This is a genomic window from Limosilactobacillus reuteri (assembly GCF_002254085.1).
Classification (GTDB): Bacteria; Bacillota; Bacilli; order Lactobacillales; family Lactobacillaceae; genus Limosilactobacillus; species Limosilactobacillus reuteri_K.
The window spans coordinates 25,460-37,763 of the sequence record NZ_NGPY01000010.1; the positions used below are offsets into that span (position 1 = coordinate 25,460).

Annotated in this window: 26 protein-coding genes and 1 tRNA gene; 6 read left to right on the top strand and 21 right to left on the bottom strand. The window is 36.3% G+C overall.

Features of this window, described 5'->3' with window-relative positions; all coding sequences use genetic code 11:
* Positions 1-93 precede the first annotated feature (93 nt).
* The 19 genes from CBG10_RS11675 to CBG10_RS02515 all read right to left on the bottom strand — a co-directional run bounded on the left by CBG10_RS11675 (position 94) and on the right by CBG10_RS02515 (position 7,979).
* On the bottom strand, positions 94-216 hold the full coding sequence (locus CBG10_RS11675; RefSeq protein WP_255316930.1) for a hypothetical protein: 123 nt from the start codon (positions 214-216) through the stop codon (positions 94-96).
* Positions 217-345: 129 nt separating this feature from the next.
* Entirely contained in the window at positions 346-492 is a 147-nt protein-coding gene (locus CBG10_RS11125; protein ID WP_167810077.1) for a hypothetical protein, read from the bottom strand.
* Between the two features lie 216 nt (positions 493-708).
* Positions 709-1,077, bottom strand: a complete 369-nt coding sequence (locus CBG10_RS02435) for a prefoldin domain-containing protein (RefSeq protein WP_086143453.1) — start codon at positions 1,075-1,077, stop codon at positions 709-711.
* A 163-nt stretch (positions 1,078-1,240) separates the two neighbouring features.
* Positions 1,241-1,320: transfer RNA gene (locus CBG10_RS02440), tRNA-OTHER, on the bottom strand.
* Between the two features lie 860 nt (positions 1,321-2,180).
* Positions 2,181-2,654: an ArpU family phage packaging/lysis transcriptional regulator gene (locus tag CBG10_RS02445; RefSeq protein WP_179225387.1), complete on the bottom strand. Its 474-nt coding sequence runs from the start codon at positions 2,652-2,654 to the stop codon at positions 2,181-2,183.
* A 158-nt stretch (positions 2,655-2,812) separates the two neighbouring features.
* Entirely contained in the window at positions 2,813-3,025 is a 213-nt protein-coding gene (locus CBG10_RS02450; protein WP_094511540.1) for a crAss001_48 related protein, read from the bottom strand.
* Entirely contained in the window at positions 3,015-3,149 is a 135-nt protein-coding gene (locus tag CBG10_RS11680; RefSeq protein ID WP_003663731.1) for a hypothetical protein, read from the bottom strand. The genes CBG10_RS02450 and CBG10_RS11680 overlap by 11 nt, the downstream gene beginning before the upstream one ends.
* Positions 3,150-3,344, bottom strand: a complete 195-nt coding sequence (locus CBG10_RS02455) for a hypothetical protein (RefSeq protein WP_094511542.1) — start codon at positions 3,342-3,344, stop codon at positions 3,150-3,152.
* Positions 3,344-3,607 carry a DUF6275 family protein gene (locus tag CBG10_RS02460; protein ID WP_094511543.1) on the bottom strand — a complete coding sequence of 88 codons (264 nt, stop codon included), beginning with the start codon at positions 3,605-3,607 and terminating at the stop codon, positions 3,344-3,346. The genes CBG10_RS02455 and CBG10_RS02460 overlap by 1 nt, the downstream gene beginning before the upstream one ends.
* Complete coding sequence (locus CBG10_RS02465) at positions 3,607-3,831, bottom strand: hypothetical protein (protein ID WP_094511544.1); 225 nt, start codon at positions 3,829-3,831, stop codon at positions 3,607-3,609. The genes CBG10_RS02460 and CBG10_RS02465 overlap by 1 nt, the downstream gene beginning before the upstream one ends.
* Positions 3,818-4,063, bottom strand: a complete 246-nt coding sequence (locus tag CBG10_RS02470) for a hypothetical protein (protein ID WP_094511546.1) — start codon at positions 4,061-4,063, stop codon at positions 3,818-3,820. Before CBG10_RS02470 ends, CBG10_RS02465 begins: the two co-directional genes overlap by 14 nt.
* 11 nt (positions 4,064-4,074) lie before the next feature.
* On the bottom strand, positions 4,075-4,257 hold the full coding sequence (locus CBG10_RS02475; protein WP_094511548.1) for a hypothetical protein: 183 nt from the start codon (positions 4,255-4,257) through the stop codon (positions 4,075-4,077).
* A complete protein-coding gene (locus CBG10_RS02480) occupies positions 4,257-5,003 on the bottom strand; it encodes a hypothetical protein (protein ID WP_094511550.1) in 747 nt (248 codons plus the stop codon). The genes CBG10_RS02475 and CBG10_RS02480 overlap by 1 nt, the downstream gene beginning before the upstream one ends.
* 3 nt (positions 5,004-5,006) lie before the next feature.
* A complete protein-coding gene (locus CBG10_RS02485) occupies positions 5,007-5,384 on the bottom strand; it encodes a hypothetical protein (protein WP_094511552.1) in 378 nt (125 codons plus the stop codon).
* A gap of 3 nt (positions 5,385-5,387) precedes the next feature.
* Complete coding sequence (locus CBG10_RS02490; protein ID WP_094511553.1) at positions 5,388-5,813, bottom strand: replication terminator protein; 426 nt, start codon at positions 5,811-5,813, stop codon at positions 5,388-5,390.
* Positions 5,806-6,153, bottom strand: coding sequence for a hypothetical protein (locus CBG10_RS02495; protein ID WP_094511555.1), 348 nt, complete (start codon positions 6,151-6,153; stop codon positions 5,806-5,808). Before CBG10_RS02495 ends, CBG10_RS02490 begins: the two co-directional genes overlap by 8 nt.
* Positions 6,154-6,157: 4 nt before the next feature.
* Positions 6,158-7,066 (bottom strand): DnaD domain protein, encoded by a 909-nt coding sequence (locus CBG10_RS02500; protein WP_094511557.1) that lies wholly within the window; start codon positions 7,064-7,066, stop codon positions 6,158-6,160.
* A gap of 260 nt (positions 7,067-7,326) precedes the next feature.
* A complete protein-coding gene (locus tag CBG10_RS02510) occupies positions 7,327-7,512 on the bottom strand; it encodes a hypothetical protein (RefSeq protein ID WP_094511560.1) in 186 nt (61 codons plus the stop codon).
* Between the two features lie 155 nt (positions 7,513-7,667).
* Entirely contained in the window at positions 7,668-7,979 is a 312-nt protein-coding gene (locus tag CBG10_RS02515) for a hypothetical protein (protein ID WP_094511562.1), read from the bottom strand.
* Positions 7,980-8,145: 166 nt separating this feature from the next.
* Here CBG10_RS02515 and CBG10_RS02520 point away from each other — a divergent pair, with 166 nt between their 5' ends.
* Positions 8,146-8,517, top strand: a complete 372-nt coding sequence (locus CBG10_RS02520; protein ID WP_094511563.1) for a hypothetical protein — start codon at positions 8,146-8,148, stop codon at positions 8,515-8,517.
* A 162-nt stretch (positions 8,518-8,679) separates the two neighbouring features.
* Here CBG10_RS02520 and CBG10_RS11130 read toward each other — a convergent pair whose 3' ends face one another.
* Both CBG10_RS11130 and CBG10_RS02525 read right to left on the bottom strand, forming a co-directional pair.
* Complete coding sequence (locus CBG10_RS11130) at positions 8,680-8,826, bottom strand: hypothetical protein (RefSeq protein ID WP_156249893.1); 147 nt, start codon at positions 8,824-8,826, stop codon at positions 8,680-8,682.
* Positions 8,827-8,828: 2 nt separating this feature from the next.
* Positions 8,829-9,041, bottom strand: coding sequence for a hypothetical protein (locus CBG10_RS02525; protein ID WP_066035366.1), 213 nt, complete (start codon positions 9,039-9,041; stop codon positions 8,829-8,831).
* Between the two features lie 256 nt (positions 9,042-9,297).
* Here CBG10_RS02525 and CBG10_RS02530 point away from each other — a divergent pair, with 256 nt between their 5' ends.
* From CBG10_RS02530 to CBG10_RS02550, 5 genes are all read left to right on the top strand, one after another.
* Positions 9,298-9,606, top strand: a complete 309-nt coding sequence (locus CBG10_RS02530) for a helix-turn-helix domain-containing protein (protein WP_066035391.1) — start codon at positions 9,298-9,300, stop codon at positions 9,604-9,606.
* Positions 9,606-10,034, top strand: coding sequence for an ImmA/IrrE family metallo-endopeptidase (locus tag CBG10_RS02535; protein ID WP_094511564.1), 429 nt, complete (start codon positions 9,606-9,608; stop codon positions 10,032-10,034). Before CBG10_RS02530 ends, CBG10_RS02535 begins: the two co-directional genes overlap by 1 nt.
* A 61-nt stretch (positions 10,035-10,095) precedes the next feature.
* On the top strand, positions 10,096-10,608 hold the full coding sequence (locus CBG10_RS11430) for a hypothetical protein (RefSeq protein ID WP_225361546.1): 513 nt from the start codon (positions 10,096-10,098) through the stop codon (positions 10,606-10,608).
* Positions 10,609-10,643: 35 nt separating this feature from the next.
* Positions 10,644-11,036 carry an SHOCT domain-containing protein gene (locus tag CBG10_RS02545; protein WP_094511566.1) on the top strand — a complete coding sequence of 131 codons (393 nt, stop codon included), beginning with the start codon at positions 10,644-10,646 and terminating at the stop codon, positions 11,034-11,036.
* 110 nt (positions 11,037-11,146) lie between these two features.
* Positions 11,147-12,274, top strand: coding sequence for an ATP-binding protein (locus CBG10_RS02550; protein ID WP_094511568.1), 1,128 nt, complete (start codon positions 11,147-11,149; stop codon positions 12,272-12,274).
* The last annotated feature ends 30 nt before the right edge of the window (positions 12,275-12,304 follow it).

The following is a 12,304-nucleotide window of genomic DNA, read 5'->3' on the forward strand; positions in this document are numbered from 1 at the left end:
ACATTAATATGGTATACTGTATATGCAAAAGGACAAGAGCTCCTAACCTCTCGTCCCCTTGCGATCCGGAAAGTATTTAATGCCTGCTAGTCGCTACTTGCGATTAGCTTTTTTTATTATCGCATATGCAATTGCAAAGTTAATACTTGCAACTGATATTGCCACGAGAGCATTAACGATAATAGCATCCTCATATTTCCAGATATACTCTTTCATCCATTGAACTCGCCTCCATCCGGATAGAAAGGCTGTCGCCGGATCGCTGTAGTCGCGTCAGGAGTAGCTAATTCCTTTCCTGACTACATTTATATTATACCTTATTAACATATAAACAACAATAGAAAATCAAATCTTTTTGAGTATAAATTTAGCCGGCAAGCGTTGACCTGTCGGCTTTTTCTTTGCTAATCGTTTCCTAGTGCGTTCAGCATGAGCTAACATATGCAATTCGGCTTCACTGTTAGTAAAGCCCCAGTTTTTAGTTGTTCTCATAATTATCTCCAAATAAAAAAGCCAGCCGTTAAGCTGACTTCCCATATGCTCTTGTAGCAAAAATTTTATCACCTATTTGAACGTAAATTCTGGTTCCTTTTTTCAGCCCTTTTGCCAGTTCGCTCACAGTAACTAACGAATAGCCATCTTGCTGTGCTAATATAACAGGCAAAACAGAATCGCGTTCATAATAAAAATAAATGCAATTCACCTTAATCACCTTTTATATGGATTAGAGCTAGTGAATCTACAATTAGGGCATTCATAAACATCACCAATTATTGTGTTATCTATAGGATCACAGGCCACTAATTTACCATTAGCATAACATCTTGGACAATATAAATATATCCTTTCGGGGTCTTTCCAAAATCTTCCAATTTTAATGAGACGTTTTTCTAAGGCTTTATTATTTTCGAGTTGTTTTATTTTATCTTTCAATTCTTTGTTTTCTTCTAACAAGTCATACAAAACGCCTTGAATATCTATTAGTTTGCCTGTCAATCTAATATCCTTAGCACCTGTCGCTAATTCACGAGCATCTAACAACATTTTCCTAATATCACTGTAACTAATATCTAACATATACATCACCGATAACATAATACAAAAAGCCTAGTCATTTGACTAGACCTGAGTGATGTATATGTAGTTTAACGTCACTTCGGACAATCAAGGCTAATGGAAGAAACACGAGTAAGTAGTGCTTTCTCCTTTCGTATAAATTCAAAAGTAGGTTTGCCTTGAATGATGACGGACGGAATCGAACCGCCTTCTCCACGTTGAAACGGAAACAACTGTGGTACTCTACCATTGAGCTACGTCAGCATAATACAGAAATGCTTGCATCCACTAATCGTTTTTGAATTCTGTTACTCTTTGCATCTCTGTATTAAATCACGGCTTAGACAAAAAAGTACTATGTAATTACGAAAGAGGAGCTTTCATCTCCTATCATAGTTAAGTTTGCCGTGATAAAGCTGAGAGGTGGATTCAAACCACACTTTTGCCACACGAGACCGGTTGTGTGCCCATCTTGGACCTCAGCAAGCAGTGCGACTCGTTTACACTGCTATATACCATAATTATCAATGTACGGGTGAAGAAGGAGCTGCCAAATTTGCCTCCTTTCTTCTGATAATCATGATATAAAAACTTAGTAGGGCTTCGCACCCATACAGCCTTGAAGCCTAAGTATAATCAGGACCATACAATCACCGCACCCGGTCGTAGTTTTCCGCCTACTCCTGTAACGATATTGTTGTCCATTCATACGGTAATCCTTTAGCCGCTGAGTTAGATTACGTACTCTTCTGCTGATTACAGCACGGTTGCTACGAGACTATCAGAGTAGCATGTAAATTTAATGATCTAAAGTAGATCTTCCAAAACGCACAAACCAAATTTAATCGTTACCGTAAATTTATTTTGAAGTTAGTTAATGATAGTCTCAACGTGGATTATGGGGCTCAGACCCATCAGTCAGTCAAACATCTGATCCACACTCAAGCTTAACAAGAGATCCCGTGTGGTATTAAGCATAGAAATCTCTTTCCTTAAAGCCAGAATCCTAAATTTGAGTAGTTAAAGGCTTGCTCAGGCACAATTGGGGGTCACAAGGCTACATCGCTAACCTTCCGACAATATCATTTTCGCACTTAAAAACGGGCTTGAAGTTCACTAATAGTTCACTGTTTGTTCACTCGTTGTTCACTTTTTTCGTCCTTATATGCATGAAGATCTTCTAGTAAGTCAGCATCCCCGAGCAAACTAGTATATCTCTCCAGTGTATCCGCAAACTCACTACAAGCAATTTTTAAGTAATGATAGTAGCGCGTTTTTTCATAACCAATTTGATTAGCTACTTTCCAATCTTTTTTATTCTGAATAAACTTAGCAATTAATATTCGCCTACTTCTAAGACTACATGCGTTGAGTGCTTGAGCGATTGTCTCAACCAAGAGATGGTAATTAGCAACTTTAACCATTTGATTTTCCATTGAATTACCAGCAGCACTTGCTCTTGGCATTCCGTCAATTTGTGGGGATGTTAGCTTAATTCCTCCACCTGCTAAGCGACATAAGCGTGCATATTCGTCCTTAAAGAAATAGCGAACATTATCAGTAGTTCCGTCAACATCTAATTCTTTCAAAAGCCCCACTTTTAGCACTCTCCCCGTTTTGATATAATATTTATGTTTGATAATTTGAAGGAGCGTGCCATTGACTGTGGTGCGCTTTTTTATTTAGTATCTGGATAATACTAGAACAATAATCAATGACACTGCCGAAAAGATTAATGCAAAAGATTGAAGATCCATTATTGCTCATCCCTCAGATAGATAATTCTTGCATCTAGGCTTTCCAAATAAGCTTGCATTGACCTTAGCTGTGCATTTAGCAATGCTAATTCTAATGGTGATGAAAGCTTTGGTCCCTCTTTAACAATAAATTGAGCTAGCTGGTCTATCTTACCTAACAGATCCTTTCGCTCCTTTGATAATTGCTGAAGTACTTTTCGTTTACTTGTCATTGTATTTCCTCACTTGATTAGTTCGTCGCTCCTCGAAGTTTGCTTGTTTTATCGATAGGACAGTTCCTAGGATAAAACCAACCGTAAAAATTAAGACAGCACCGATAATTAATAGTTCCGTCATTTACTTCATCCCCATTTTCTGAACATACATTCTATAAAACAATCTACATTTCTTACCATTAAGACCTTTAACCTTTTGTAAAGCTCTCACACGTGGACGGTGATGTAAACGGGTTGTCATTGCTTTACGACGGTAATGCCGATACTGTTGTTCTCTCAATACAACTGTTGGGTGTTTTTTTCGTTGCTTGCTCATTAGTTTTCCACCTCAAAGCTTTTATTTTCTTGTTTGTTGTAAATATCTAAGTACAATTGCTTCTTATCACCATTGTAAGTTGCCTCGTAATAATGCTGGTCGTCTTCAATATCAGTAACTAATAGAGCTTTGTGATTCTGTAAAACCTTGGCTTGCCAAACTACATAAACATGAAAGAGTGAGGTGCCATCTTTAGCAACGTTATCATAGGTATATCTCTTAACCTCTAACTTTGCCATCATTATAAATTCTTCGTTTGTCATTACTCACCCTCCTTATTCAGCGGACGCCCACATTTAGGACAGCAATCAATATTAATTTCTTCAATAAATCTGTGATGGTGTGTATTCCATACTCCTAAAAAGTAACCATTTGGATTTTTAAATAAGTTTGCTTTATTACCATTATGAGTAGTAAATTCAAGCCCAAGCTCTCCTTGCTCAAAATGACAATGAAAGCAATTCTTTTGCTTTTCAGTTAATTTCATTATTACCACTCTTTTCTTCAATTTTTCTCAATTCCCAATAAAGTGAAGAATTAGCTAACCAGTGTTTTTTGCCACGATACTTTGTTCCTTTATAGAACGGTAGCTCAAATCTTCTTGCTAGGTCTTTCATCATTAAGCGATTAATCCAATACACTTTTCTTCTCTCATCGCTCTTCATTAATTTTTGATACTCAACAAGGATTTTATGTAAAGTTCGTCGATTAATCTTCATGGTTTGCTTCCTTATTCATCAATTGCAACTAGTTTGGCCATATCATCATAATCAATCTTAAAACGCTCTAAGTGACCGAGATTAAACCTAGTAACAATAATCTCGTCACCGTAAAGGGATTGATTAATGATCTCCCTAGTAGTTTCTCGTACTGATAATTTAAGACCGTTATGAAAAATTATTCGTGTCCGCATTATGCAATCACCGGATACTTAATCTCGCCAAATGTTCCTTGCTCTAGTTGCTGAATGTACTTCTTAATATTATTCTTTGCCTCTACTTGCCACTGGTTGTTATCAGCCATGAATAATGCTGATTGCATCCCCTCACGCATCCGGAAGATAAATTTACTTGCTGGCTGGTCAACTTCTTGGAATGTCCGGAAAGGAATTAGCTTAACCGGATTCGGTACCTTCACTTCATCAACACTAGCAACACCAGAATTAATCTGAACACTTTGGCTTACACCATCATCGGTTTGTTGGTGAATGCTTTCATCACGAAGGTTGCTAACAACTTTCAGAATGATATTCCGGTCGTCATTCTCCTCAAAATGTGACTGTAGCATGATGATCATGCTTTCCTGGTCTAAGTAACTTTCTAAGTTAAGACTATCAATCACTGCCCGAACCTCAGCAAAACAAGGACGTTGACCATGACCATTTAACTCGCCCACTACCTCTACTTTAGTCGGACTAACAACATGAATTTTGATACTGTCATAAATTGCTTGAGTCTCACTTTCCAGCCATTCAATCAAGCTAGTTAACTGATTCAATTGGAGGGGATGAGCAATGATTGGATCATTAAGTAATGCTGCATCCCCATCGTGATCAAGAAGATACTGCCGGCCGTTTAAACCTGTAATGAGCTGATTGCCGTTAGCATCATTTACGAGTTGTTCAAATTGGGTTAATTCACTGTTAATCTTAGTTTCCATAAGTTAGTTCTCCTCTTCGTTTCGTTTTATGATTTGTTTAATTAATTCCATACAGTCATCCATGACGGTCTGCTGACTAAAGGGAGGCTGTCCAGCATGAGCGGTATCAAAGCCAATGAAACAACCGTTTGGCAGATCAGCTAATTTACCATATTCAGGAGTCCATGTTATGCCTCCATATACAGATAAGCATGATTCTGTTTCTGATAAATGGTTGTAATAGTAGTCACTTGGCAATAATTCAACGTACCCACAATAGTAATCTTGAAGTGATGAGAATGGAGTAGGTATTCCAGCAAATTGACGCATTTCACGTATAATTACTCGTCGACCTTTGTATTCTCCCTCAAAAACTGTTTTATTAATATTTGGCTCTTGCATCAGTTAGTTCTCCTGCTTTTGCAAATCAATGACTTTGCGCTTTTCTTCTTTTTCGACTTCTTCAACTGGTTCGCCAGTATCCGTCTTGGCCTTACCATCATCTGGATCGATGTAAGTTTGGCCCTTAACGCCTGACTTCAACTCGTTAACGTGAACCTTTCCGTTGATATCACGACCTAAAAGCATCGTGGTTGGCACTCCTACTTCTGGAGCAAGGGTGGTCTTAACTTCAACCGTAACATCAGAGGCGTCCCGCTTTTCATTAGGAGCTAATGTGATGTTAAGTTGTACCTTCCGCTTTTTAGTTGGGTCTGTATTGGGATCAAGAATATTATCTGCTACTTGTTGTAATGCCCGATTAAGCTTAACTTGCACGCCACCATCTGCAATTTCCGATAAATCAAAATTAATAGCTTTCTTCTTACTCATAACTCTTCTCCTCCACATCAATAAACATTTGACCATCTTCACAGTAACAATTAAGTTTCCAGCCATTGCGTCTCATCAAATGAATTAACTTCTCTGCAATTTTTCGCCCGTCAATGCCAAGATCAAACAAATGATAAAGTTCAGGCTCCATCACGAAGTCATCACAACCCAGAGCTTCCATATCAATTGGCAGATAAAGCCGATTGTAATGACCTTTATCGTGTAATTGATGAGCCAAGTTAACTTGCATGATGTCGAATAGCTGATCTTCTAACATCTTTTGATCTCCCTGTCGCCGTTTAGCAACGTATTCGTGTCGTAAGTAGTTCTTTAATTCCATGGTTCTATTCTCCTAACTTGTAAACAGGAATCTTTGGCTTAGTGCCAGCGACAACAACCGACTTCCCGTTATAAACATCATTATCATGTTGAACTGCTGCAAGATTAGTTAATCCCTGTTGTTGATAACGATTTAAGATTGAACGCAAGTATGCAAATGTTGGACGATCCGCATTCTCAAACATGGAAGTGATGGCAAATGCTACCACATCACCACCAAGTTCATTCACGAACGCTTTTAATTCATTTTGTGATTTTGGGGATTCGAGCTTTTTATAATATGAATTAAGAGTAGTACTAGTAGTAGTATTTAAATTATCTTTACTCTTACTTAACTTAACTCTATCCTTACCTAACCTAACCTGAGGATCCATTTCGGTTCCATTCTGGTTCCAATTTGGTTCCATGGGTTTAAAGCCTTGTCCCTGTTGAGATTGATAGTTTTCACTTGAAATTTGATTTTTATTTTTGGAACCACTTTGGATACAGTTTGGTTCCTTTTTGTCTCCATCTTGGATACATTCTGGAGACATTTCGGTTCCAACTTGGTTCCGTTCTGGTTCCAAATCGGATACAAATTGGTACCGTTTATTCTTATCAAGACCAATTAATTTCATGTCTTCGGTATAAATTGTCGGGGTGTATCGATCCTTTTTAACATAGTTGGAAACTAACCAATCTTTAATGACGACTACCCCATCATCAAAGACAATTAAATAGTCTTTCTCAACCAACGCCTTCAAATCATCCTCACTAGCGCCAATCATACGTTTGATTGACTTAGGATTACCAACAAAGCCGTCATCATCAGCATTCATTCCCAAATGGAAATAAAGTGATTGAGCAGTAAGTGCCATATCAAGGAACTTATCTGTCTCTGTTACTTTCTGACTAAACATTCTTCTTTGAGCCATTAGAGTGCCTCCTGATTAATTGAAACTACAACAGTTACTTTTTTCATTATTGGTTCTGACCTTTCCAACCCATTGCAATATTGAGTTCTTCACCATATAGCGTAAGCCACTTAAAAAGATCAATTGCTTTATTGTCAAGCGGATCAGAAACACGCAAGTTCCTAATTTTTTCTTTTGTTCACGTATTTTAGTAGCTGCTTGTTCAGGTTTACTTAATACCTTCATGTGGTATAATCTCCTTAGTGTTATATTTTTCTTAGTTACTTATTGCCATCGGTGTTACCAGCGCCGGTGGCTTTTTTTGCGTTTAAATTCCATAGCATTAGCGAGTAGAAGAACAGCAGAAAAATTGCGCCTCCATAGTCGCCAACGCCTGCACAATAGGTAATCCAAGCACCCATCAGCATTGCTAAGAACTTAGAATTAACTATTTTTGTTAACGTCATTTGTTTCACCTCTTTTTAATGTTTCTTCCGATATTTCTCTTTCAGTAGTAATGATTTATTCCGCTCATACAGCAAGCTATACACCAGTGCATATAACAAACACATTGCAATAATTAATATTGGCAATCCAATTAAAAACGCCACTTAATCACCTCTTATTGTGGTAATGATTTATTCCAGTCAACTTTATCTTCATGTTGTGCTAACCAGCGTGTAGCTTTTTCCATATCAATCCGTACTGGATGGCCTTTTCCAGCATTCAATCCATAAACGCCTGGCATCTTGGGTAACAAGTACAACTTTAACCAAGCTGGCGACTTATCATGACCATACTTATGACGAAATTCTTTAAGACTAATTAACATTGGTTTGTATTGTTTAGGCACCAAATCATACTGCTCCTTAATACGTTTGAGCACTTCATTAGTAATTGTTTGATAATCTTGTTCATCTAAGGCTGCTTCCATCAGTAATCACCTACCTTATTTATAACGATGAGACCTGTAAATCTTCTTAATTACGGATAACCACCTGTGCCAGCAAGTAGTTATCTTTTGCTATACTTAAACCATCTCTTATGAAAAGAGGTGAATTATAATCAAAGATCAAATAATAGTTAGCGCTACTTGGGCAATGATTCTGGTTTTAGGAACTGTACTTTCTCCAATAATTGTTACTTTAATAAATCGAGGTTTTGATGTTTGGCTTAGTTCAATCCATGAAAAACAGACCGCACGAAAAGAATATTATCAGCACAAGTTACAAATTTTTGAGCAATATCTACATGACGTAGCTGAAGCCTCAAGAGGTACCGTTAAACATGAAAATCTAAAAATAGTTGATTCGTATTACTTGATGTTGCCGTATATTAGTACAGATACGGCAAATGCCTTAAATAAGTTCACTATCGATTTAGCAAATGGCAAAAAACTTAATGAAAAAGACTTACTCTATTTCAATCAGCTACTTCTTGAAATCAAACGCGAGTTAAAGCCATATAAGTAACAAAGCAAACAAATATAGTCCAGACAGTATAACCAGGTGCAACCATAGGAAAAAATTTCCACATTATAAAATTACCTAGAATACTTGCAATCAATGCAACATAAAAAATAATCATTTTAATTCCTCAAAGATTCTAACGATTAAGTAGAGTCCATATAGGTCCTATTCCTGGCTTGCCGAAGAATCCTGATTTTGTTGATCGGCATAAACCATAAAAGCTCCCGGCTTAAAAACAATCGTCTCTGCGTTGATATAGATAGTTCCTTCTTTTATCTGAACGGAACTATCTTTTTTGTTTTTCTCTATCACTCTCATCCCTCCTCCATACCAGCGTAAGCAGCAAACTTCTTCCGCCACTCATCTGCTTTGGGACCATGTTGATGATTTTCAATTACCGTTCCTACATAAACTCGACTTAAACCAAATTTTTCAGCAATTGCTTTTTGCGATGATGGCTCTAAGCCAAGTTCTCTATTACGCATAAGTTGTACTTTTAGTCTTTCTTTGTAAGAAAGCTCACTCATAGCTTCACCTACTTTCTAATTTTTATTGTTAAAATCTACCAATGGTGGTAGACTATGTGTATAAAAATAAGCTAACAAATTAGCTTAATAGTTAGATATAAAGTGTTGAAAACATTATCAATTAAGGTTTTGACTTTGCTAATTCATTAACTTACAATGTAAAGTATATTGCCTTATTCGGTAGATGTCAACATATTTTTCTACCTTTTTAGATAGAGAACTATTAGTTTAAGGGAAGATTAATATTATGGCTGAAATTACAGTATTTGACAGAATTAAGAGGCTAGCTGATAAACAAGGTAAGTCTATTGTGGACGTAGAAGCTGACCTCGGCTTTAGTAAAAACTATCTTTATAAATGGAAAAAATCAGTTCCATCATCAGATAAACTTGCAAAAGTAGCTGATTATTTCAATGTCTCAACTGACTACCTTTTAGGGCGAGATACAAAAGAAACAAAAACAGCCGACCTTGCAGACGAAGATACTGTCTTCACCTACGAAGGCCGGCAAATTCCACCAGAAGATCTGGAATACATGAAACGGTTATTGCGTGGTGGTAAGTAATGTTGTATCAACAAGCAGAAGAAGTTTGCGATTACCTATTAGAAAAAGCTAGGGAATACAAAATTGATGTCGTATGGGAGCATTTCTCTCCTTACACTCCACCTGGTAGTAGTTATGAATATCGACGTGTCGTAATGAATCTTAATTGGCATAGGCCGGAAGAAATTATATTCCAATTTTCTCATGAACTAGCTCATGTCATTCATGGAGATGTTGGGGATGTGGTGTTCTACCATGCTAGTTTTACTGGTAAAGAATCAGTTGAGTATAAGGCAAATGTCGGTGCTATCAAACTTTTAGTCCCGTTTTACTGCCAGGATACAGATATTCAATGTGCTAATAGCGCAAACTTTATGCAAGCTTTCCATGTCCCTCACTATCTTTCTGATGTAGTAAGGGACAAAATTTGGGAATATTATGTGAAATAATTAATTTATGACCAAATACTGATGTCATTAAAAGCTGAAATAATCTTGGGGATAAAATAATATGAAAAAGATAGGCTTAATTTGTGTAACTGCACTTATAGGAATGTCACTTACTGCATGTGGTAACTCCTCATCGCAGAAATCTACAACTAGTAGCAGTTCATCTACCAAAGTTGTTAAACACCACGAAAAAGCAAAATCAGAAAAGAAGCAAAGCCAAAGTAGCTCTAATAGCGAACAAAGTTCTTTGCAAATCGCTAATAGTCAAAATCCTAATACTCAACAAAACGTCCAATCATCAAATAATCAACAGCAAGGAACACAGACTGGGATTACTAAATCTCAAAGCGAAATCAACCGTGAACGTGGTTATGATCCGAACGGCGCCCCACTCTTACCAGGTCAAGATCATGCTGCCGGATCTAATCCTGATGGTTCTCCCGATGCTTGGGTACAAGGCCAAATAGATTGGGCTATTCAAAATGGATATATGAACCCTGATGGAACTAATACGCCTAAAGGACAGGCGGCAGAAGATGAGGTTGAACGTGATTCACAACCTGGAATGCCATAAGTAAAAAGCCCTCTCCAGAGAAAGGACGTGGGAAGATGGATAATAAAGAAGATCTCAAAAAAAGATTAAAGCATAACAATAAGTGGGAATTAATTTTCTTATGTATTGTAGTATTTTCAGTATTAATAAACGCATCTCTACATATAGATATTAGCATTCAAAAACATTTTAATTTTATTAGTAATTTATTTGCTTACTGGATCACCCCTATTTGTAGTTCATTAGGTTCTCTTTTTCTTGGATTAATCATTAAAGAAAATGATTCAATTCATGAGCAGTTAAAAGTACATAAAACAAATTATGAAGTAAAGCAAGTAATATCTCAATCAGATATTGAACAACTTATAAAGTTGAGATCACTTTTAGATACTAATATTCTTACTGAAGAGGAATTTAAAGTAAAGAAAAAACAACTACTTGGGCTTTAGCATTTGAAAAATAAAAAGTTCTCTGTGAAGGACTATATCTTTGGTTTTAGGCTATCAAGGGTTTTCTCGAAAAGAGAATTAAAAATTTGGATTTTAGAGGTTAACAAGAAATGTATATTAGTGGAATTAAGATAAATAAGTTTCGTCGCTTTGAAGATGTAAATATTGAACTTGGTAAATATTTAACCTGTATTTCAGGCCAAAATGGTGTTGGTAAATCTCAAATTCTCGCACTATTAGGAAATAGTGGTCAAATTCCCACAGCAATGGGAACAAATTTAGAAGAACGAGCTTTTCGTGCAGATTGGGCTGAAATAGTAAAGGGAGATATTAATCATGATAGTATAGCTAGCATTAAAGATGCACTTACAATATATTTCGAAGAGTTGCCAAAAGGATCAGATTATTATACCTATCCATTCACAAAAAAATTATCTTTTCGTACTACCTGGCAAAGTAAAAAAGTCCCTCTTCAAGAAGCAAAAAAGTTAAAAAAATCTATTACTTCCAAAAAAGCAATGCATAGGCTAGAATTAAGCATTAAAAATGCTGAAGAGAATGGTAAAGATTTTTGCTATGTAGTAGATAGATTTAGAATTATACCCGAAAAGAATACAGAAAGAAATACAGAAGCAAAACAAGAATTTCCAACTTACTATTTAGGGCTTAGTAGATTATATCCAGTAGGAGAATCGAAATCTGTGGAGATTCAACATAATAAACTCTCTGAAGAACAAATCAATTACTTTAAAGTAAACTATCAAAAGATTTTTGATTCATTTGATGAATTTGATGGTCTTGCTAGTATGTCAATTTCAGATAATCAAAGAAAACATGGCTTAGGTATCGAAAGTAAAAATTATGGACCACTTGGGAATTCCAATGGTCAAGACGATTTAAATCAGATTATAGCTGCATTCGCTTCATTTAAGAATCTCAAAGATCAGATGGGAGAAAATTTTAGCGGTGGAATATTATTAATTGACGAATTAGATGCAGCTCTTCATCCTGCAGCGCAAAATAAACTTCTAGACTTTATGTTGCGTGAAGCACGTAATATTGGAATACAAGTTGCTTTTACTACTCATTCTCTAAGTTTAATTGACCACTTTCAAAAATTGAAAAAGCAACAGGAAGAAGACCGTACAATACCCTTTAGGGTTGACACTTTAAATAATAAAAGTGCCAATTCTAGGGGGTGTTTTTCGTTTCTAGTTATTCCACAACAGAAAAATTAAGATTACTAAGTAATTATCAGGATTCAGATT

What these genes read in the sequence shown, in the direction of transcription:
- CBG10_RS02525 (WP_066035366.1), bottom strand. Translation starts at nt 9,041, where the DNA reads ATGAGTGAGCTTTCTTACAAAGAAAGACTAAAAGTACAACTTATGCGT.
- CBG10_RS11675 (WP_255316930.1), bottom strand. Translation starts at nt 216, where the DNA reads ATGAAAGAGTATATCTGGAAATATGAGGATGCTATTATCGTTAATGCT.
- CBG10_RS02495 (WP_094511555.1), bottom strand. Translation starts at nt 6,153, where the DNA reads ATGGAATTAAAGAACTACTTACGACACGAATACGTTGCTAAACGGCGA.
- CBG10_RS11125 (WP_167810077.1), bottom strand. Translation starts at nt 492, where the DNA reads ATGAGAACAACTAAAAACTGGGGCTTTACTAACAGTGAAGCCGAATTG.
- CBG10_RS02480 (WP_094511550.1), bottom strand. Translation starts at nt 5,003, where the DNA reads ATGGAAACTAAGATTAACAGTGAATTAACCCAATTTGAACAACTCGTA.
- CBG10_RS02500 (WP_094511557.1), bottom strand. Translation starts at nt 7,066, where the DNA reads ATGGCTCAAAGAAGAATGTTTAGTCAGAAAGTAACAGAGACAGATAAG.
- CBG10_RS02535 (WP_094511564.1), top strand. Translation starts at nt 9,606, where the DNA reads ATGTTGTATCAACAAGCAGAAGAAGTTTGCGATTACCTATTAGAAAAA.
- CBG10_RS02455 (WP_094511542.1), bottom strand. Translation starts at nt 3,344, where the DNA reads ATGAGCAAGCAACGAAAAAAACACCCAACAGTTGTATTGAGAGAACAA.
- CBG10_RS02450 (WP_094511540.1), bottom strand. Translation starts at nt 3,025, where the DNA reads ATGACAAGTAAACGAAAAGTACTTCAGCAATTATCAAAGGAGCGAAAG.
- CBG10_RS11680 (WP_003663731.1), bottom strand. Translation starts at nt 3,149, where the DNA reads ATGACGGAACTATTAATTATCGGTGCTGTCTTAATTTTTACGGTTGGT.
- CBG10_RS02465 (WP_094511544.1), bottom strand. Translation starts at nt 3,831, where the DNA reads ATGAAATTAACTGAAAAGCAAAAGAATTGCTTTCATTGTCATTTTGAG.
- CBG10_RS02470 (WP_094511546.1), bottom strand. Translation starts at nt 4,063, where the DNA reads ATGAAGATTAATCGACGAACTTTACATAAAATCCTTGTTGAGTATCAA.
- CBG10_RS02550 (WP_094511568.1), top strand. Translation starts at nt 11,147, where the DNA reads ATGTATATTAGTGGAATTAAGATAAATAAGTTTCGTCGCTTTGAAGAT.
- CBG10_RS02490 (WP_094511553.1), bottom strand. Translation starts at nt 5,813, where the DNA reads ATGAGTAAGAAGAAAGCTATTAATTTTGATTTATCGGAAATTGCAGAT.
- CBG10_RS02510 (WP_094511560.1), bottom strand. Translation starts at nt 7,512, where the DNA reads ATGACGTTAACAAAAATAGTTAATTCTAAGTTCTTAGCAATGCTGATG.
- CBG10_RS02475 (WP_094511548.1), bottom strand. Translation starts at nt 4,257, where the DNA reads ATGCGGACACGAATAATTTTTCATAACGGTCTTAAATTATCAGTACGA.
- CBG10_RS11430 (WP_225361546.1), top strand. Translation starts at nt 10,096, where the DNA reads ATGAAAAAGATAGGCTTAATTTGTGTAACTGCACTTATAGGAATGTCA.
- CBG10_RS02485 (WP_094511552.1), bottom strand. Translation starts at nt 5,384, where the DNA reads ATGCAAGAGCCAAATATTAATAAAACAGTTTTTGAGGGAGAATACAAA.
- CBG10_RS02435 (WP_086143453.1), bottom strand. Translation starts at nt 1,077, where the DNA reads ATGTTAGATATTAGTTACAGTGATATTAGGAAAATGTTGTTAGATGCT.
- CBG10_RS02515 (WP_094511562.1), bottom strand. Translation starts at nt 7,979, where the DNA reads ATGGAAGCAGCCTTAGATGAACAAGATTATCAAACAATTACTAATGAA.
- CBG10_RS02460 (WP_094511543.1), bottom strand. Translation starts at nt 3,607, where the DNA reads ATGACAAACGAAGAATTTATAATGATGGCAAAGTTAGAGGTTAAGAGA.
- CBG10_RS02520 (WP_094511563.1), top strand. Translation starts at nt 8,146, where the DNA reads ATGATTCTGGTTTTAGGAACTGTACTTTCTCCAATAATTGTTACTTTA.
- CBG10_RS02545 (WP_094511566.1), top strand. Translation starts at nt 10,644, where the DNA reads ATGGATAATAAAGAAGATCTCAAAAAAAGATTAAAGCATAACAATAAG.